Annotated in this window: 14 protein-coding genes; 6 read left to right on the plus strand and 8 right to left on the minus strand. The window is 63.2% G+C overall.

Annotated features, from left to right (window positions below):
• Positions 1 to 21 precede the first annotated feature (21 nt).
• Entirely contained in the window at positions 22 to 870 is an 849-nt protein-coding gene (locus LGR44_RS17445) for a protein phosphatase 2C domain-containing protein (protein WP_226741980.1), read from the minus strand.
• A 68-nt stretch (positions 871 to 938) separates the two neighbouring features.
• Between LGR44_RS17445 and LGR44_RS17450 the strand changes: the two genes are divergently transcribed.
• The gene (locus tag LGR44_RS17450; RefSeq protein ID WP_226741981.1) at positions 939 to 1577 is read left to right on the plus strand and encodes a MarC family protein; all 639 of its coding nucleotides are present in this window, start codon (positions 939 to 941) and stop codon (positions 1575 to 1577) included.
• Here LGR44_RS17450 and LGR44_RS17455 read toward each other — a convergent pair.
• Complete coding sequence (locus tag LGR44_RS17455) at positions 1574 to 2062, minus strand: MarR family winged helix-turn-helix transcriptional regulator (protein WP_226741982.1); 489 nt, start codon at positions 2060 to 2062, stop codon at positions 1574 to 1576. The two genes, LGR44_RS17450 and LGR44_RS17455, sit on opposite strands and share 4 nt — an antisense overlap.
• Before the next feature lie 187 nt (positions 2063 to 2249).
• Between LGR44_RS17455 and LGR44_RS17460 the strand changes: the two genes are divergently transcribed.
• A complete protein-coding gene (locus tag LGR44_RS17460; RefSeq protein ID WP_226741983.1) occupies positions 2250 to 2603 on the plus strand; it encodes a hypothetical protein in 354 nt (117 codons plus the stop codon).
• 43 nt (positions 2604 to 2646) lie between these two features.
• On the opposite strand, the gene LGR44_RS17465 is transcribed toward LGR44_RS17460, so the two are convergent.
• Complete coding sequence (locus LGR44_RS17465; protein WP_226741984.1) at positions 2647 to 3759, minus strand: M20 family metallopeptidase; 1113 nt, start codon at positions 3757 to 3759, stop codon at positions 2647 to 2649.
• A gap of 153 nt (positions 3760 to 3912) precedes the next feature.
• Positions 3913 to 7161 carry a calcium-binding protein gene (locus LGR44_RS17470; protein ID WP_226741985.1) on the minus strand — a complete coding sequence of 1083 codons (3249 nt, stop codon included), beginning with the start codon at positions 7159 to 7161 and terminating at the stop codon, positions 3913 to 3915.
• Between the two features lie 246 nt (positions 7162 to 7407).
• Here LGR44_RS17470 and LGR44_RS17475 point away from each other — a divergent pair, with 246 nt between their 5' ends.
• Complete coding sequence (locus LGR44_RS17475; RefSeq protein ID WP_226741986.1) at positions 7408 to 8754, plus strand: calcium-binding protein; 1347 nt, start codon at positions 7408 to 7410, stop codon at positions 8752 to 8754.
• Between the two features lie 46 nt (positions 8755 to 8800).
• On the opposite strand, the gene LGR44_RS17480 is transcribed toward LGR44_RS17475, so the two are convergent.
• Positions 8801 to 9331 (minus strand): single-stranded DNA-binding protein, encoded by a 531-nt coding sequence (locus LGR44_RS17480; protein ID WP_226741987.1) that lies wholly within the window; start codon positions 9329 to 9331, stop codon positions 8801 to 8803.
• A gap of 318 nt (positions 9332 to 9649) precedes the next feature.
• Between LGR44_RS17480 and LGR44_RS17485 the strand changes: the two genes are divergently transcribed.
• Positions 9650 to 9940 (plus strand): hypothetical protein, encoded by a 291-nt coding sequence (locus tag LGR44_RS17485; RefSeq protein ID WP_226741988.1) that lies wholly within the window; start codon positions 9650 to 9652, stop codon positions 9938 to 9940.
• Positions 9941 to 10018: 78 nt separating this feature from the next.
• On the opposite strand, the gene LGR44_RS17490 is transcribed toward LGR44_RS17485, so the two are convergent.
• The 3 genes from LGR44_RS17490 to LGR44_RS17500 form a co-directional block, all read right to left on the minus strand.
• A complete protein-coding gene (locus LGR44_RS17490) occupies positions 10019 to 10369 on the minus strand; it encodes a hypothetical protein (RefSeq protein ID WP_226741989.1) in 351 nt (116 codons plus the stop codon).
• A gap of 93 nt (positions 10370 to 10462) precedes the next feature.
• Positions 10463 to 12760 carry a cadherin repeat domain-containing protein gene (locus LGR44_RS17495; protein WP_226741990.1) on the minus strand — a complete coding sequence of 766 codons (2298 nt, stop codon included), beginning with the start codon at positions 12758 to 12760 and terminating at the stop codon, positions 10463 to 10465.
• A gap of 340 nt (positions 12761 to 13100) precedes the next feature.
• Positions 13101 to 15026 (minus strand): hypothetical protein, encoded by a 1926-nt coding sequence (locus tag LGR44_RS17500; RefSeq protein WP_226741991.1) that lies wholly within the window; start codon positions 15024 to 15026, stop codon positions 13101 to 13103.
• Between the two features lie 257 nt (positions 15027 to 15283).
• Here LGR44_RS17500 and uvrA point away from each other — a divergent pair, with 257 nt between their 5' ends.
• Together uvrA and LGR44_RS17510 are read left to right on the plus strand one after the other, a co-directional pair.
• On the plus strand, positions 15284 to 18235 hold the full coding sequence (gene uvrA, locus LGR44_RS17505) for an excinuclease ABC subunit UvrA (RefSeq protein ID WP_226741992.1): 2952 nt from the start codon (positions 15284 to 15286) through the stop codon (positions 18233 to 18235).
• A gap of 36 nt (positions 18236 to 18271) precedes the next feature.
• A complete protein-coding gene (locus tag LGR44_RS17510; RefSeq protein ID WP_226741993.1) occupies positions 18272 to 19018 on the plus strand; it encodes a DUF4336 domain-containing protein in 747 nt (248 codons plus the stop codon).
• Positions 19019 to 19021: the final 3 nt, after the last annotated feature.

The raw sequence follows: 19021 nt of genomic DNA on the forward strand, positions 1-19021 counted from the left end.
GCGGCGGCGCTCCTCCCGCTTTCAGGCGCGCAGCAGCAGCCCTGTCGTGTCGTCGCTTTCCTTGAAGCGGGGATAGAGCCTGCCTTCCGGATCGACCTGCGTTTCGATCTCCCGGGCACGGCGGGCCAGGGCCTCGAGGCCGTCTGTCAGGGCGGTCTCGACCAACGCCTTTGCGTCCATGGCTTGATAGAGGTCCACCAGCGCCGAGAAGCCATCGCTTGTCAGGAGGACGACCGTTCCCTCGTCGCAGGGCACGCTCTCGTGCCGCAGTCGATCGGCAGCGGACGGGTCGAGCCCGAGCAGCGCCGGGCCCCGGCCCTGCTTCTGCCGCTCCCGGCGTTCGGCCAGCCAGGTTTGGAACACTGTCGTCTGCACGATGGTCTTCGGGGTCGCTCCGCTCGCCTGCAGCAACTCGGCGGCCTTGGCCATCTCGAACTGGCGCATGCCCGGTGCCTCGCCGACCGTGAGAACCGCACCGTCGGACCGGCGGACGAAGGCCGTCGTGTCCGCGAAGGACCATACGTCGAGCCGGCCTCCCTTCCGGCGCACAAGGGTCATGGCTCCGACCGGCCAGGTGAAGGCGTCGTGCCGCTCCTGCGGAGCCCGCGCGAGAAAGGCCGTGCGCGCCTCCTCCATCACATGGCGCACCAGCGCCGGCCCATCGTCGGCCTGAGGCGCGAGATCGGACAGGCGCCGGCTTGCGAAGCCTGCCAGCCAGGTGGCATCGCTCCCCTCGCCCATGATCGCCGGCGTGCCGGGGAAGATGGAGGTATCGATGACCCAGGCCCAGTCCCGACAGGCCCCGCAGGAATCCTCGTTGGGCTTTTCGGGTGAGCCGGGCCAGCTGATCCGATCCAAAACCGTGAACATCGTTGCAAACGCCCTCGCCAAAACGACTCAGGGACGCCATAACGCAAAGCCAGCGATAAGGTAAGCCGATGCTCCTCGACTACATCTCCGCCGCCCTCGTCACGCTTCTCGTGACGCTCGATCCGCCCGCGCTCGCACCAATCTTCGTGTCGCTGACACGGGGCATGAACGCGGACGAGCGCAGACGCGTCGCCTTGCGCGCGGCCCTGATCGCGTTCGGGATTTTGGCCTTCTTCGGCCTGGGCGGCGAGATCCTGCTGCGGCTGCTCGGCGTCGGCATTCCGGCCTTCCGCATCTCCGGCGGTCTGCTGTTGTTCTGGATCGCCTTCGAGATGGTGTTCGAGCGCCGCAACGAGCGCAAGCAGCATACCGCCGACGTGGCGATCACCGAGGACCACATCCGTAACGTGGCCGCCTTTCCGCTCGCGATTCCCCTGATGGCGGGTCCGGGCGCGATCACCGCCACGATCCTCCTGGCCGGCCGGGCCGACAGCAACCCGATCTACCTGGGTTTCCTCATCGCGCTCATTGCGCTCGGGGTCGCCTCCTGCTTCCTGGTTTTCATGATGGCGGACCGCGTGTCCCGCATCCTCGGGGTCACAGGCAACGTGGTTCTGAGCCGCCTGCTCGGCGTGATCCTCGCGGGCCTCGCGGTTCAGTTCATCATCAATGGAGTCGAGGCGCTGCTGCGACCGCCCGCGCTTTAGCCCTCAGCCGGCCCCTTGCTCTCCGCAGCCTCATTCAGGCTCCTGCGCAGGGTGTTGAGCTGATCCTTGAGGGCGTCCAGCTCATCCATGGCCAAGCCGGTGGCGCAGACGACGTCCCGCCAAACCGCAGCGACCGGGGCTTTCAGATCGCGGCCTCTCTGGGTGAGGTCGATCCTCACCTGCCGCTCGTCATGCGTGTCCCGGGTCCGGCGGACAAGCCCAGCGGTCTCGAGCCGCTTCAACAGAGGCGTGAGGGTTCCGCTATCGAGATGGAGCCGCTGACCGATATCCTTGACCGTCACGTTCTCCCGCTCCCACAGGACGAGCATCACGAGATACTGCGGGTAGGTCAGCCCAAAGGGGTCGAGCAGAGGCTTGTAGAAGCGGTTGAAGGCATGCGCTGCCGCATAGGTGGCGAAGCAGAGCTGGCTCGAAAGCTGCAGACTGTCTTCCGCGCTGACAGCGGCGGTCTTCTTCGTCGGCATTGCGTTCTCCCGAGGTGTCTACACCTTTTGTATGGTGCGGCATTAAATTGCGCAATATCTATCTTGCGCACAATCTAATTGTTCGCTACTAAACGGTCACTGGTCGCGAGCGAACCTACAGCCGCCATCGGGGAGATCCGGAGATGCTGCCCGGATCGCAAGGCACTCTGGAATCATGGAGAATGAGATGTCGCAGTCTCGTGCGATGCCCGGCGACGCCGCGGCACGAGCCGCCGCCTGTCGCGACCGGATCGAGGAAGAGCTTATCCGAGGATACATCCGCCTCGCCCTCACACCGGATCAGGCGAGCGGGATGCGGACCATCACGCTGGCGCAGTTCGGCGCCTTGGAGGTTCGCCTGACGGAACTGACCTCGAGAGACGAGGCCACGCCGATGCCGCCGTTCTGGGTCGAAATCTATTCCCACGCATGCGGGTCTGTGGTCGACAGTTGCGGCTGCTTCGAATTCGACGAGGATGAGCTCAACCGTGCCGTCGAACTCGTCCTCGAAGCTCGCCAGTGCCAGCCCGCGCTGAATTGAGACCGGCGAGAGGTCTGCCCCTCCCGCCGATCGTCTCGGCAGATCAGCGCAACGTTTCGAGCAGGCGCTTCATGAGCTGCCGGCGCGGGGCGATGGACGAGATCAGCCCATATTCCTGCAGGGTGTGCGCGCCGTCGCCATCGATGCCGAGACCGTCGAGGGTCGGAACCCCGATGGCTGCGGTGAAATTGCCGTCCGAGCCGCCGCCGGTGCGGGGAGACGAAACGAGTTCGAATCCGATCTCGGCGGCGAGCCCCTTGGCATGGTCGAACAGCTTCGCGGTGCCTTCCGAGCATTCATAGGGCGGCCGGTTCATGTCGCCGGTCACGGTGACCTTCATGTCCGGATTGTGGGCCTTCAGGCTCCGGATCGCAGCGGTCAGCGCCTCCCCGTCCGCGACCGTCTCGACGCGCAGATCGACCGGGAACTGGCAGTGCTGCGGAATGGTGTTGACCGCCGTGCCGCCGGAGATCATGCCGACCGTGGTGGTGACGCCGCGAACGTAGTCGGTCATCGCCTCGATGGCGAGGATCTGGCGCGCCGCCTCGTAGATGGCATTGCGTCCGTCCTGATGGCGCGAGCCCGCATGGGCCGGGCGGCCTTCCACATGCACGTCGAAGCGGCCGACGCCCTTGCGCGACGTGACGATCTTGCCGCCGTCGCGGGCCGGTTCCGTCACGAGGGCGTAAGCCGAACGGCGGCCGAAATCCTCGATGATCGGGCGCGTCATCGGCGAGCCGATCTCCTCGTCGGGCGTCATGAGGAAAACCATGGGACGCGCCGCGTTGCCCTGGCGGGCGACCTCCTTGAAAGCCTCGAGGGCCAGATAGGCGCCGCCCTTCATGTCGTAGATGCCGGGACCGTAAAGACGGTCGCCCTCGACCCGCACGGGCAGGTCCTCCTTGATCGTCCCGACCGGATGGACCGTGTCGAGATGCGACATGATCAGGATCCCCGCCTCGTCGCGCGCAGGGCCGGCGCGCAGGATCAGCGCATCGCCCAGCCCCTGCTCGCCCCGGACGCGCTCGACGGCGACCGGCGCGTCCTTCATCTGCTCGACCACGAGGTCCATCATCAGGTTCACGCCCGCCACGTCATGGGTCGGGCTCTCGGTACGGATCCAGGTGCAGAGGGTGTCGAGGGATGGAGAGGTCATGGGCCGCTTAGGGTTCGAGGAACATGAAAAAGGCGGCATGGAGCCGCCCTTCTGCTCTTAGCCCCATCCGGCCGGGGTGTCACCCTTTCCGAAGCTGCGGGAGCCAAGAGGCTCCTGCAAAAAGGCGTCCGGCCGCCTCACCGGCAACGCGCCTCATATGACGAAGAAGTCGTTTGCTGTGAGCTTGAGCTTCTTGGACAGCTTAGCGATCTCCACCGCCTTGCCGGCACCCGATCCGTCGGCATCGTAATACAGGATGCCCTTCTTCTTGCTGTAGACCAGGTAGTCGTCCTTGCCCTTGGCCTTCTCCAGGCTGAAGAACTTCTTGTTCAGCTTCGCCGGCTTCAGCTCCGAGCCCTTCTTGCCCAGCTTCTTGAACACCTTGTTGTCGAGCCAGATCGTGTCGTCCTTCACGTTGAAGTCGCGGATGGCGTCGAGGTTCTTCTTCTTGTGCGGCTTGGTGTCGAACACGAAGATGTCCTGCCCGCCGCCGCCTGTGAGGCGGTCCTTGCCAGCACCGCCATGGAGCCGGTCGTCACCGCCGCCGCCGTTCAGCACGTCGTGATTGGCGAGCCCATAGATGCGCTCGTTGCCATCCTGGCCCGCAAGCATATCTCGCCCCTTCGTTCCCCAGAGAACCACCCAGGGCGGGGGCGGTGTCGGCATACTCGGGTCTGTCGGCGTGTTGGGGTTTCCAGGATTCGTCGGAGTATTCGGATCTGTCGGAGTATTCGGATCCGTCGGGTCGTTCGGGTCATTGGGATCCGTCGGAGTATCCGGATCGTTCGGGTCCGTAGGAACCGCCCCGATCTCGGTCAGGCGGTAAGTGTTCTGACCGAACTTCACGTACTCGATGTGCAAGAGCGTGTCCTGGCCCTCCTGCTCCGGTCCCTGGCGCAGGTCCGTCACGGTCCAACTACCGTCGGCTTTGTGCTCGATCAGGTAGTTAGTGAGCGCACCCGAAAAGACAGCCGTGTCGACATCCGCGCCGCCATCGATCAGGTCGTCACCTCGGCCGCCGGTGATCCAGTCATCCTCCGTGCCGCCTTCGAGGGTATCATTGCCGCCCTCGCCGTTGAGACTGTCCTTGCCGCCGCGCCCCCGGAGCGTATCGTTGCCGCCATCTTCGGCGCCGCCCTGCGCTCCGAGATTGGTGCCGCCCCCATTGAGCACGTTGTTCACGCTGTTGCCGGACAAGGTGTCGTCACCCAGCGAGCCGAAAATGCCCTCGATTCCGAACAGCACGTCTCCCTCAGCCTCGCCGAGTAGCCCGGAGCCGCCGAGTTCCTGGCCGGACGCCACCCTTTCGAGATCGACGTCCACACCGACGGACGAACTGTTGTACCAGGCGAAGTCCAGATTGCCGTGCCCGCCCTGGAGCGTGTCAGCGCCCTCGCCGCCGTCGAGCACGTCGTTGCCGCCTTCTCCGTTGAGCTTGTCGTTGCCGCCGCGCCCCCGGAGCGTGTCGGCGCCGCCATCCTGCGCACCGCCCTCCGCGTCGAAATTCGTGCCTCCGCCGTTGATCACATTGTCCAGGGCGCTCCCGTTCAGCGTATCGTTGCCGAGCGAGCCGAAGATACCCTCGATTCCGAAGAGCTGGTCGCCCTCGGCGTCGCCGTGGAGCCCGGTGCCGCCGACGCCGACCGGCCCGGCCCGTTCGAGATCGACATCCACCCCGGCGGTGGAATTCATGTACCAAACGAAGTCCAGGGTGCCTTCGCCACCATCGAGGAAGTCCGCTCCGGTGCCTCCGTCGAGCCTGTCGCTCTCGCTGCCGCCGTCGAGGAAGTCCGCTCCGGTGCCTCCGTCAAGCCAATCCTGTCCGGCCCCGCCCATCAGCGTGTCTTGATCCTCACGCCCATAGAGGACGTCGTCGCCGCCCTCGCCGATCAGCTTGTCGTCGCCTCTGTATCCGTCGAGCGTATCCTTGCCGCCGTCTGTGCCGCCAGGGGTGCCGCCGCCCTGCAATTCGTTGTTACCGTCGTCGCCCGCGAGCTCGTCGTCGTAATTCGATCCGATAAGCCCCTCGATGCCGGAGAAGGTGTCGCCGTCCGCCTCGCCGACAGTGCCGCGCCCCAGTTTAAGATCGGCCTTTACAGCAGATCCTGCAGTCCCGTAGGAGGCGAAGTCTAATCCGGAGCCGCCCACCAATTTGTCCGTGCCGGAGCCGCCGATGAGCGTATCGTCACCGTCCCATCCATTGAGGGTGTCCGCTCCGAAGATCCCCCCTCTGATGACATCATTGAAGCCGGTGCCGATAAGGTGATCGTTGTCGTTCGATCCTGGAAGGTTCGCCGCTGCGGTTCTGGGATCCAGGAACTGGGCCTTGATCATACCCCCAGCGTTCCAACTGAGCAGGAGCCGTCCATCCGGGAGTGCGGCGATCGATGGCTCGCTCCCTGCTGCTACAAAGACCCGCTCGTCCTTTTTGACACCCTGCAAAGTATATGTGATCACATGAATGTTGCTGCCTGCGGTGAATGCGACCGCGAGGCCGTCCGTCATCTTCGCGACGGTGATATTTTTTGCGATCTGCTGGCTGCTCCCAGGATTCCAGAGTTCGACATTCGTCCCCTGGCCTGCCCAAGTGCCCCGATTGATAATGCGTCCGGCAAGCTTCGTACCATCGAACCAGATCAGCATCACCTCCACAGCGTTCAGATCGACCGTTCTGATGCGCAGGTCATTGCCGACTGACGCCGCAGCAGTGGCGATTCTTGTCCAAGTACTCGAACCCGCATCGGCATAGATGCCGTAGCCTACGACCGTGCTTCCCTGCAGTTCCTGCTTGGCCATGAAGGAAAGCTCGTTTGTGTTTGTGACCAGGACCGGTGAACGGGCCGTGTCCATCACCTTTCCCGGCGCATCGGGAAGATCCACGTCCCATGTCGTACGATCATCAGGAGCGGTGCTCATTTTACCGAATTGCGCTCTCGCATAATCGACGCTGCCTATGCGATGCGAAAGATGGAAGGAGCCATCCAGCGTGTCGTAGACGGCCTGAGGCCTTGTCGCCCCAGCAACACCCCATTGTTCGTCATTCCCGACAAAGCCTTGCGGGCTCCACATGCGGAGCCTCGTAACAGAGGTACCGGAACTGTAGTCCTCCCACGCGACCATATAGCTGCCGTCGCGTGATCCGATAGCCTTGGGATAGAGCTGTGAGCCCGCTGTCGTCGTGTTGACGAGGAATGCTCCACCGTCCCCAACCGACTGCCCATCTGCATGGAAAAGGCGGCCATGGATGCCGCGGTCGGGATCCCCGAACCCGTCGTCAGCGTCATTGTCGGCAGCCCAGACGACTAAGAGACGGCCTCCCGTCAGGGTTGTCACGGAAGGAGAAAGGTGCGAGCCGGCCCAAGGGCTGATCCGGATTTCTTCACCCCAAGTTGCAATCGTCATGGCGAGCGCTCCTCACGCTGGTTGCCGCAAAGGCGGGCATGGCATTCATGTAACATAATCACAATTTCTTGAGCAACTTAGTTGCAGATGCGTCGCAACACATGGCGAGCAGGAGAAGCTTAACCCACGGTGGACAAGCCGAGCCCCCATGCCGCATCGCCATCGTCTATCGCCACGTTATAATGAAATGATAACCCATCGGCGGTTAAGCCAGAGAACCGCAACCAACATGAGGGGCCTTTCATCATGGCACGGAGCATCGGCACGCGCGGGCGCACTTTCCTCGAGGGGACGGACAGGTCCGACCGGATCTACGGGGACGGTACGTCGCTCACCTCCCGCACGGCCGGGGGCGACCAGCTTCACGGCTATGGCGGGGCCGATTTCCTCTACGGCGACGGGTCGTCCATGAGCGGCCGCGCGCGCGGCGGGAGGGACTCGATCTGGGCCGGGGAAGACCGGGATACGGTCTATGGCGACGCCTTGTCCCTGCGCAGCTTTGCCCAGGGCGGCAACGACCGGATCTGGGGTGAGCATGGCTACGACAAGCTCTATGGCGACGCCCGCACGATGTCCTCATCCACCCGCGGCGGCAGCGACAGGCTCTATGGCGGCCACGACGAGGACATCATCTTCGGCGATGCCCAGTCCATGACGACGAGGGCGGCCGGGGGCAAGGACTACCTCTACGGCGACAACGACGACGATACGCTCTACGGCGATGCCTATTCCATGGCAGGCTCGGCAGCGGGCGGGTCGGACGTTCTCTCCGGCGACGACGGACGCGACGTGCTCTATGGGGATGCGCGCTCGCTCAAGAACTCCGCGATCGGCGGGCACGATCTTCTCAAGGGCGGCAGTTCGAACGACAGCCTCTACGGCGACGGCTACCAACTGCGCCATTCGTCGGTCGGCGGCAGCGATACGCTTTACGGCGGAACGAGCAACGATGAACTCTATGGCGATGCCCACACGCTCTTCGACAGCGCGAGAGGCGGAGCCGACCTCATCTACGGCGAAAGCGGAACCAATGTCCTGTACGGCGACGCCTCGACCATGTACGGCGCCTCTGTCGGCGGGAACGACAGGCTTTATGGAAGCTCGTCCAACGACAAGCTCTACGGCGATGCGCTGACGCTCGGCGACCAAAGTGCCGGCGGACACGACTATCTGAGCGGAGGTTCCGGCAACGATACGATCTATGGCGACGCCAGGACGACGGGGCCTCAGGCCGTCTATGGCAACGACACCCTGCTCGGCGGCGCCGGAAACGACAAGCTGACCGGGGATTCCGCCTATGGCGGCACGGGCCTCGACTACCTGAACGGCGGCAGCGGGCACGACACGCTCGACGGCGGCGGAGGGCGGGATATCTTTGCGTTCGATCACGCCTCCGGCAAGGACGTGGTTCAGTATTTCCAGCCCGGCGAAGACCAGATCGATCTGCGGGCCTGGCGCATCGCCTCGTTCGACGACATCGAGATCGCCCAGCGCACGGGATATTCCATGATCTACCTGGCCGGGTCAGACCACCGCATCAAGCTGGAGAACGTCCTCAAGGCCGACCTTTCGGCCGCCGACTTCATTCTCTGACAAAGCGAAAGGCCCGGAGCGTTCCGGGCCTTTCTCGTCTCCCGGACTAGAACGGAATATCGTCGTCGAGATCGTTGTAACGCGATCCGCCGCCCCCGCCGCCGCCGAAGGAGGAGGACTGGGCCGGGGCCGGTCGGCGCTCCGTGGGAGCCGACCGTCCGAAGTCTCCGCCGCTTCTGATCTGGCCCGGCTCCTCGTCGCCGTACTCGGACGCCCCGCCCCCGCCGCGGCTGTCCAGGATCGTCAACTCGCCCCGGAAGCGCTGCAGCACGATCTCGGTCGTGTACTTCTCCTGACCCTGCTGGTCCTGCCACTTGCGCGTCTGAAGCTGGCCCTCGATGTACACCTTCGAGCCCTTCTTCAGGTACTGCTCCGCCACCCGCGCCAGGTTCTCGTTGAAAATCACCACCGAGTGCCACTCGGTCTTCTCCTTGCGCTCGCCCGAGGCCTTGTCCTTCCACGTCTCAGACGTGGCAATGCGAAGGTTCACCACCGGCTCGCCCGAGTTCAGCCGCCGCACCTCCGGGTCACGCCCCAGATTCCCCACAAGGATCACTTTGTTCACGCTGCCCGCCATCGGAGCCTCTCCTGTTCACGTGAGGCTGTTCTGGAGCCCATGGACCGGCGGGACAAGCCGCCGGCGAGGTTCTGCACAGGTCTGTCCCCAGGAAGCGTCGGCATGGTCCCCGCCGGCCACACGGTACGGAATCGAACTGAGTCTCTCGCCCAGAGGGTCGTCGGACGGACGGAAAGTCTAACCTGGGAAGAAACCTACGTCTTTCTCAACACGTTAGCGTTCGACCCTGCGGACTGGACTAGTCGAGCGAACCGACAGGAAGCCGAGCTAGCCATTCGCTGAGAGGTCTGAAAGCACTCAAACGAGGAGGAAGAGCAGATGTATAAGGTCGCTCTCGTACTTTCAGCCTGCATGGCAGCCGCAGCCTGCTCGCCGACCACCACCGGCACCGTGGCAGGCGCCACCACCGGCGCGATCGTCGGCGGTCCCATCGGCGCGGTTGTCGGCGGCGGCATCGGTGCCGCGACTTCAACCGTCGGCGCCGCTGCGGGTCCGGGCTACACGGATACCCGCGTCGTTCAGGCGCGTCCCGGCTGGTGCTATGTCTACGGTCCGGACAACCGCCGCATGAACAACGTCTACGGCGACCCGGCTCTCCAGCGCTGCTAAGACCGGGCATCGATGCGGAAGACCTGGCTCGTTCAGGTCTTCCGCCCTTCTCCGCCCCATGCCGGCCTGCGGTTCAAATTACCGCGCGATGGCCTGCCGTGCCTGCCCCAGAGCCTGCTCGCAGGCTGCCCTGTCTCCGGCCGCATCGGCGGCGCGTGCCCGGGCCAATGCCGCGAGGGCGGCCTCGGCCGGCCCTCCTTCCCCGAGCTTCTGCTCCGCAGCCGCCATCGTCCCGGGGGTCGGCTCCCTGTGAAGGCGGGCCGCCCTGGTTTCGGGCGCGGATGGCCCCGCCCCCGCAATCGCGTCGATCCGATCGTCCACCTGAGCCTGAATGCGGGCAATGTCGTCGCTGCAGGGACCGGCATGGCCCGGCTGAACCATGAAGATCAGCGCACAGGCGGCGGCCATGGCAATTCGGCGATTGATCATGGTTCGTCTCCGAGAAAAGTGATTGGGTTCTAAGCTTAACGCAGCGGAAAGCTTAGAACACCCTTTTCCTTCGACGGATACGCCTGAACGGTTCTAAATGAAGAAGAAGTCCTTGTGGGTGAGGGTCTCGCCCTCCTTCTTCTGGAACTTGAAGCTGGTGATCTCCACCATGGCCTTGCGGCCCGAGCCGTCCACGTCCCAGTACAGCTTCTTGCCCTTGAGGATGAAGAAGTCGTCCTTGTCCGTGGCCTTGCTGCCCTTCTTGAAGAAGCTCGCCTTGAGCTTGGCCGGCTTGTCGAGCGAGGCGTTCTTTTTCTTCAGGTACTTGGCGATGGTCTTGTTGGTGAAGGCCGCATCGTCGAAGAACAAGCTGTCGTACTTGGCCCCGAAGTCATAGATCTTGTCCTTGTTCCGGTTGGCCACGCTCTTGCTGGTGAGCTTGGTGTCGAACACGAAGGCGTCCTTGCTGGTCTTGCCCTTGCCGCCGTAGAGCTTGTCCTTGCCGGCGCCGCCGCCGATGGTGTCGTGGCCGCCGCCGCCGGAGAGCCGGTCGTTGAGGGCGCCGCCGAAGAACACGTCGTGATCGGCCGTACCGGCGGTGATCTCCGGGTTCACGTCGGTGACGTTGATCACAAGGTCCTTGGTGAGGCTTGAGCCGGCGCGGTCGGTGACCTTGACCTTGACGGTGTGGGAGGCGGCCTGCTCGAAGTCGAGCTTGAAGCCGTTCGCCACCAGAAGCTTGTCGCCCTCGATCTTGAAGCGACCGCCGGCATTGTCGAGAAGCGTATAGGTGAACGCGTCGCCCGCATTCGGATCGGTCGCCGAGAGGTTGCCGACCACCGTGCCGGCCGCCGCATATTCCGCCGCCTTGTTGCCGCTCAGCGAGATGCCGGTTGGAGCGTTAGCCGGAGCGTCAGTCACTTCGGCGACAACAACGGCCACTGCTTCGCGCCCTCCTCCATCTCGTAGAGACAATCGGATCTCGTACGGTGGAGTAAGGGAGCCCATGGATCCATGGTGTGTGTAGGTCAGGGCTCGAGCGAGTTCCTGTACGAGATCCGCTGTCGCATTCCCGTTGAACGCAATTCGGAGATAAGAGGTAGAAGGGAAGTCTGTCTGAATCGCGCCGATCTCGACTGTACCGACTTTGACCTTGCTGCCGTTATTGAGGCCATTTGAAAGCGATACGGTACCGGACGTGTCGATCCCAAGGTGATCGTAATCGTTCAATAGACTAACGGTAAGCGATGTCAGAGCGTCATTGGCGGAGATCGTCATGTCTCTGCCGGCATCGATGAAGACGGAGTGCCCTAAGGAAGCTTCTATCCGATCACCGTTCAGACCCATCATTACGGGAGCTTCGTAGCGGGTGGTGACCCCGTTGTTGATGATCGTGTCTACGCCCTTGCGGTGCAGAGCCTGCCGCTCTGCGTCCGACAGGATGCCGCTCGTCAGAATAAGCGTATCGTTCTCGGTCGAGATTCCTTCGAGGAGCTTGGCCGCCTCCTTGTCGTCGAACGTGAAGGTGGCGTTGTCATCCCAGGGGCGGATGACAGCGAAGTCGATGATGGTTTTGCCGGTCAAGTCGATGGAGGTCCCCAGAATTTCAAGAACATTCCAGTTTTCGTGTCCCCCGCCGTCGATCGTCCTCACATCGCTCAACTGACTTTCATGGATCCAGATCCGGTCGTCGGCCGCCGAGCCCTGCAACGTCTCGACGCTGGTGATCGCTCCTACCTCAGATATCCGGAACGTGCCTCCGCCGGTCAGAAGCAGGGTATCGTTGCCCTCCGCGCCATGGATGATGTCGCCTGTCGACAGATTGCTGCTGGTGCATGAGAATGTGTCGCCACTGTTTGTGCCAGTAATGTGGTCGATGATAGCGACATTGGCTTGGGCCAGAGTTCCGTTCTTGTCATACAGACGAAGTTCGACGACTCCTTGGGAGCCGAACCCGTTTGCTGGGGCCGTGTTCGAGAAGGTCAGCGCGCGAATGAGTTCCTGCACGCGTACGGCTGTGGCTTCGTCGTTGAAGTAAAACGTCAGTGTGCCTTGTTCAGAAATAGAAAGCGTGCCGATCGTGGTTCCCTGAACGCTAACTCGGCCGCCATTGGTCATTCCATCGGGAAGTCCGACACCACCTGACGTCGAGATTCCAAGTTTCTCGTTTGGCGTATTTATGGTGATGCTTACATGGAGCCTGCTCAAGGTCGTACCGGCCGCCACTGTCGCATTCCCACCATTGTCGAGAAGAACTGGTCCGCTGGAATTGAAAAGGACAGTATCGCCATGCAATCCGGTGAGCTGCAGGGTTGAGGCCGCGCCCCCCGAGGAAGCACTCGTCTGATTGGCGTTCTGGCCCTGGAGCAAAGTGGAACTCGATACAGTCATGTTAATGCACCCCTCGTCTGATCGGCATCAGCAGATCGATTTGAAGTTATATTATAACAAATTATATCGGTGTTCAATGATCGAACTTGGTGCGCAAGCGCCCCAAATCTCTCGTGTTTGAGGGTCCTTCCCAGCCTTCGGCGGGGCTAGGCCGCTCGCTGGAATCAGAAGGCATCGGCAATCATGTAAAGCCATCGCCAATGCCAGCTCTGAACGACTCTCAGACGACGAAGAAGTCGTTTGCGGTGAGCTTGAGCTTCTTGGACAGCTTGGCGATCTCCACCGCCTTGCCGGCGCCCGATCCGTCGGCATCGTAATACAGGATGCCCTTCTTCTTGCTTTAGACCAGGTAGTCGTCCTTGCCCTTAGCCTTCTCCAGGCTGAAGAACTTCTTGTTCAGCTTGGCCGGCTTGGCTTCCGAGCCCTTCTTGCCCAGCTTCTTGAACACCTTGTTGTCGAGCCAGATCGTGTCATCCTTCACGTTGAAGTCGCGGATCGTGTCCAGGTTCTTCTTCTTGCTCGACTTGGTATCGAACACGAACACGTCCTTGCCTGAGCCGCCATAGAGGGTGTCCTTGTCCGCCCCACCCCACAGCACATCGTGCCCCGCCAAGCCCTTGTGCACATCCTTCCCCTTTTGCCCCATGAGGCGGTTGGCGAAGCCGTCGCCTGTCAGCCGGTCCGGGCCTGACAGTCCGGAGAGCGTGTCGAACAGGGCCGTGTTGCGCACCATCCGGCCCGCCGCCATGTCGATCGTGTGGGGAACAGCCCAGGTCTGTTCCCCCTCGGTGACGGTGATCACCACATCTTTGGTGCCGGCGGAGGCGTAGGTATGGCGAACAGCAGCACTGCCTGCAGCGGGCGTAACCAAGTCCACGGTTCCGTCGCCCCAGGCGATGCTCATTTTAGAAGCCGCTCCGACGGCGAAGGTCGCCTCCACGTGACGGCCATCAACGAGAGCTTGGCGGTGCGGGAGATAGTCCATACTGACCACGAAGATGTCGCTGGTCTCGTTCGTATCGCCAGTCACGAGGTTGATAGCCGAACTGCTGAAGATAAGCTTGCGACCATCCGCACTCAGGAACGGTTCGGAGCTGTTGCGATTCGCTTCGACGCCATTCACTGCAGCGGACAGGCGGATCGTCTCGCCCGTCACCATATCCTTTCGAAAGATGTCAACGCTGCCGTTCGTATCCCCGTCGACGAGATTGGCCGATGTGCTGTTAAAATAGACGAAGCGGCCATCGTTGCTGACGGTTGGCGCTGAAACTAGATCCTCACTTGACTGAACGCCGGCGGACGATGTCGAAGCAAGACGCGTCTCGCCGGTCTCCAGGTCCTTCCAGAAGACGTCGCCCCCGTTGTTCGTGTCGTTCGGAACAAGGTTGTTCGCCTTGCTCCTGAATACGATGTAACGGCCGTTCTCCGAGACGCCGGCAGGGCTGAACACGTCGTCCGATGCTCGGATCAAATTGCCCTGTGCATCCTTGGGTGAGGATACGTCCGTAATAGCACCTGTATTCAGGTCGATCCGATAGAGACTAACGTCCCATACGTAGCCAGGTCCGAGGATATTTGCCTCACTCAGGAAAAAGGCATAACGCCCATCACCCGACAGCGTAGGCTGGTAGCTGCCGAGCAAGAATTCGACGTCGTTCCCTGCGGCATCCTTGGAGACCGAGAGGCGGGTGATCTCACCGGTGCTCGCGCTCCACCGGAAAACGTCGCTGGACGAATTGGTGTCGTTCGCGACAAGATTGGTCGCTTTGCTCGAGAAGACGACAGTCTGGCCATCCGCGCTGATCGCCGCATAGAATGTGTCGCGGTCGGCCGGGACCGGATTACCTTGGCTGTCGCGTCCCGTGGTTATTCGGATCAACTCCCCGGTGACGAGGTCCTTGCGAAAGATATCATTGACCGACAGATTGCTCGCCCATCCGCTCATCAGGATATAGCGACCATTTGCACTGACCCCGCAGACTTCCATATTACCGTCAATGACATTACCGTGGGCATCGTGGCCGATAGATACCCTGATCACCTCGCCGGTAACGAGATCCTTCCGGAACACATCCTGCACGTCATTGCGGTCGTCCGCGACCAAGTTGGTCGCCTCGCTCGTGAAGACCAGATATCGACCGTCTCCGCTGAGCCTGGAACCGAGGCTCGCGCCGTCGGCCTGCGTGCCGCCCACCCCCGTCGAGACACGGTCGATATAGGCCGACGCTCCGGGACGGCTGAAAGACTGGATGACAAGCGACGGCAAGGCGGGACTCCTTTTTGAAATGATATTTAGTATCATATAACCCATATCCTCGCAAGCCGGCGACCATGAACGTTCGCGCCGGTAGCGCTATTCCCCGCTGTTTCATAAGCCGCCCCCATTGCCCAACGTACCCTTTTTGTTCTAAGGTCACATCCCTGGAATCATCTGCCGCATGTTGTCTGGGCGGGTGAGGCATCACATATCCCGGAGCCGGTCTGACGAGGCCGGAATTCCTCACTTCAGGGCTTAGGCGGGCCATGGCCAAACTCGACGAACTCTTCAACCGCGCCAAGGCGGGTGATCCGGATGCGCGCGTGATTTCCGTGCGCGGGGCGCGGGAGCACAATCTCAAGAACGTCGACCTTATGGTCCCGCGGGACAAGTTCGTGGTGTTCACGGGGTTGTCGGGCTCGGGCAAGTCGTCGCTCGCCTTCGACACGATCTATGCCGAGGGCCAGCGCCGCTACGTCGAGTCGCTCTCGGCCTATGCCCGCCAGTTCCTGGAAATGATGCAGAAGCCGGACGTGGACCAGATCGACGGCCTCTCGCCCGCCATCTCCATCGAGCAGAAGACCACCTCCAAGAACCCGCGCTCCACGGTCGGCACCGTCACCGAGATCTACGACTACATGCGCCTGCTCTGGGCCCGGGTCGGCATCCCCTATTCCCCCGCCACGGGTCTGCCCATCGAGAGCCAGACCGTGAGCCAGATGGTGGACCGGGTGCTGGAACTGCCGGAAAAGACCCGCCTTTATCTGCTGGCCCCCGTGGTGCGCGGCCGCAAGGGCGAATACCGCAAGGAAATCGCCGAATTCCAGAAGAAGGGCTTCCAGCGCCTCAAGGTCGACGGCGAATACTACGCCATCGACGAGGCCCCCGCCCTCGACAAGAAGTTCAAGCACGATATCGACGTGGTGGTGGACCGCATCGTGGTGCGGGGCGACATCGCCGCGCGCCTGGCGGATTCGCTGGAGACCGCCCTCGACCTCGCCGACGGCATCGCGGTGATCGAATATGCTGACGAGAAGGACGAGAAGGGCCAGCCGAAGCGCATTGTGTTCTCGTCCAAGTTCGCCTGCCCGGTCTCCGGTTTCACGATCCCGGAGATCGAGCCGCGCCTGTTCTCGTTCAACAACCCGTTCGGCGCCTGCCCCACCTGCGGCGGCATCGGCCACGAGATGCGCATCGATCCCGACCTTGTGGTGGACGAGACCCTGTCGCTCAAGCGCGGCGCCGTCATGCCGTGGGCGAAGTCGACCTCGCCCTATTACGGCCAGACGCTGGAAGCCATCGCCCGGCACTTCAAGGGCTCCATGACCAAGCCCTGGACCGAACTGCCGCAAGAGATGCGCGACACGATCCTCTACGGCTCCGGCACCGAGGCGATCCGCATGTCCTACGACGACGGGCTTCGCGCCTACGAGGTGAAGAAGCCGTTCGAGGGCGTGATCCCCAATCTGGAGCGCCGCTACAAGGAGACCGAGAGCGACTGGGCCCGTGACGAGATCGGCCGCTTCATGGGCGAGACCCCGTGCGAGGCCTGCGGCGGCAAGCGCCTCAAGCCCGAGGCCCTGGCGGTGAAGATCGCCGGCTCCGACATCGGCGACGCCACGGCGCTGTCCGTGAAGGACGCGCACGAGTGGTTCGGCGCGCTCTCCGACAAGCTCACCGCCAAGCAGAACGAAATCGCCGGGCGCATCCTCAAGGAAATCCGCGAGCGCCTCACCTTCCTGGTGGATGTGGGCCTGGAATACCTCACCCTCGCCCGCTCCTCCGGCACCTTGTCCGGCGGCGAGAGCCAGCGCATCCGCCTCGCCTCCCAGATCGGCTCCGGCCTCACGGGCGTTCTCTACGTGCTCGACGAGCCGTCCATCGGCCTGCACCAGCGCGACAACGAGCGCCTGCTCGTGACCCTGAAGCGCCTGCGCGACCTCGGCAACACGGTCATCGTGGTGGAGCACGACGAGGATGCGATCCTGCAGGCCGATTACGTGTTCGACATCGGCCCGGGCGCCGGCATCCACGGCGGCCAGATCGTCGCCGAGGGCACGCCGGACGAGATCATGGCGAACCCGAAATCCCTCACCGGCAAGTACCTGACGGGCGAGATGAACGTGAAGGTGCCGGCCAAGCGCCGCAAGCCCGACAGGAAGCGGATGCTCAAGGTCGTCGGCGCCAAGGGCAACAACCTCAAGGACGTGACGGCGGAGATCCCGCTCGGGACGTTCACCTGCATCACCGGGGTGTCCGGCGGCGGCAAGTCCACCCTCGTCATCGACACGCTCTACAAGGCGGTGGCGCGCAAGCTCAACGGCGCCCTGGAGCATCCGGCCCCGCACGAGCGCATCGAGGGCCTGGAGCATCTCGACAAGGTCATCGACATCGACCAGTCGCCGATCGGCCGCACGCCGCGCTCGAACCCGGCCACCTATGTGGGCGCCTTCACGCCGATCCGCGAATGGTTCGCCGGGCTCCCCGAGGCGAAGGCGCGCGGCTACCAGGCCGGCCGCTTCTCGTTCAACGTGAAGGGCGGGCGCTGCGAGGCCTGCTCGGGCGACGGCGTGATCAAGATCGAGATGCACTTCCTCCCCGACGTCTACGTCACCTGCGACGTGTGCAAGGGCAAGCGCTACGACCGCGAGACCCTGGAGGTGAAGTATCGCGAGAAGTCCATCGCCGACGTGCTCGACATGACGGTGGAGGAGGCGCGCGAGCTGTTCAAGGCCGTGCCGTCGATCCGCGAGAAGATGCAGACGCTCGCCCGCGTCGGCCTCGACTACGTGCATGTGGGCCAGCAGGCCACCACCCTCTCGGGCGGCGAGGCCCAGCGCGTGAAGCTCTCCAAGGAGCTCTCCAAGCGCGCCACCGGCCGCACGCTCTACATCCTCGACGAGCCGACCACGGGCCTGCATTTCCACGACGTGGCGAAGCTGCTCGAAGTGCTCCACGAGCTGGTGGAACAGGGCAACTCGGTGGTGGTGATCGAGCACAACCTCGAGGTCATCAAGACCGCCGACTGGATCATCGACATGGGCCCCGAGGGCGGCGACGGCGGCGGTCAGATCGTGGCGCAGGGCACGCCCGAGGACGTGGTGAAGGTCAAGGAGAGCTATACCGGCCGCTTCCTCAAGGAGGTGCTGGAGCGGCGTCCGCTCAAGAAGACGGCACCAAAGAAGGACAAGAAGGTTACCAGAGAGGCGGCGGAATAGCGGGCCGCCTCATCGAGCCGGGAGGGACAGACGAAGATGGCAGCGGATCCGGACGTGACCTACCCTCCCATCGACGTGCTCAAGCCCGTGGCCGAGAACGTCTGGATCGTCGACAGCGGGCCGCAGCAGGCGATGGGTCTCTCCCTGCCGGTGCGGATGACCGTGATCCGCCTGAACTCGGGCGACATGTGGCTCCACTCGCCGACCCGGTTCAGTCCGGAACTGCAGCGGGAGATCGAGGCGCAGGGTCCCATCCGCCACCTCGTGGCCCCCAATGTGGCGCACTGGACCCATGTGAAGGACTGGCAGCAGGCCTGCCCCGGGGCCGTCGTTACCGCCGCGCCGGGCCTGCGTGAGCGGCCGCAGGTGAAGTCGTCCGGCCTGCGCCTCGACAGGGATCTCGGCCAGACCCCGCCGGAGGAATGGGCCGACGAAATCGAGCAGACCGTCATCACCGGCGCCGCCGGCTTCCACGAGGTCGCCTTCTTCCACAGGCCCACGAGCACGCTGATCCTCGCCGACCTGATCCAGAACCTGGAGCCGGAAAAGCTCCCCTTCGGCACCCGCCTCTTCGCCAGGCTCACCGGCGTGCAGGCCCCGGACGGAAAGGCCCCGGCCTATCTCCGCCTCCTCGTCCGCCGCCGCCGCCGCGGCGCACGCTATGCCATCTCCCACCTCGTCTCCCGCGCCCCCGCCCGGGTCATCTTCAGCCACGGCAAATGGTTCGACCGGGACGGGACGGAACAGATGCGGCGGGCGTTCCGGTGGCTGTTGAGAAAATAGGTT

Origin of the sequence: Microvirga lenta (assembly GCF_020532555.1) — a bacterium.
GTDB lineage: Bacteria > Pseudomonadota > Alphaproteobacteria > Rhizobiales > Beijerinckiaceae > Microvirga > Microvirga lenta.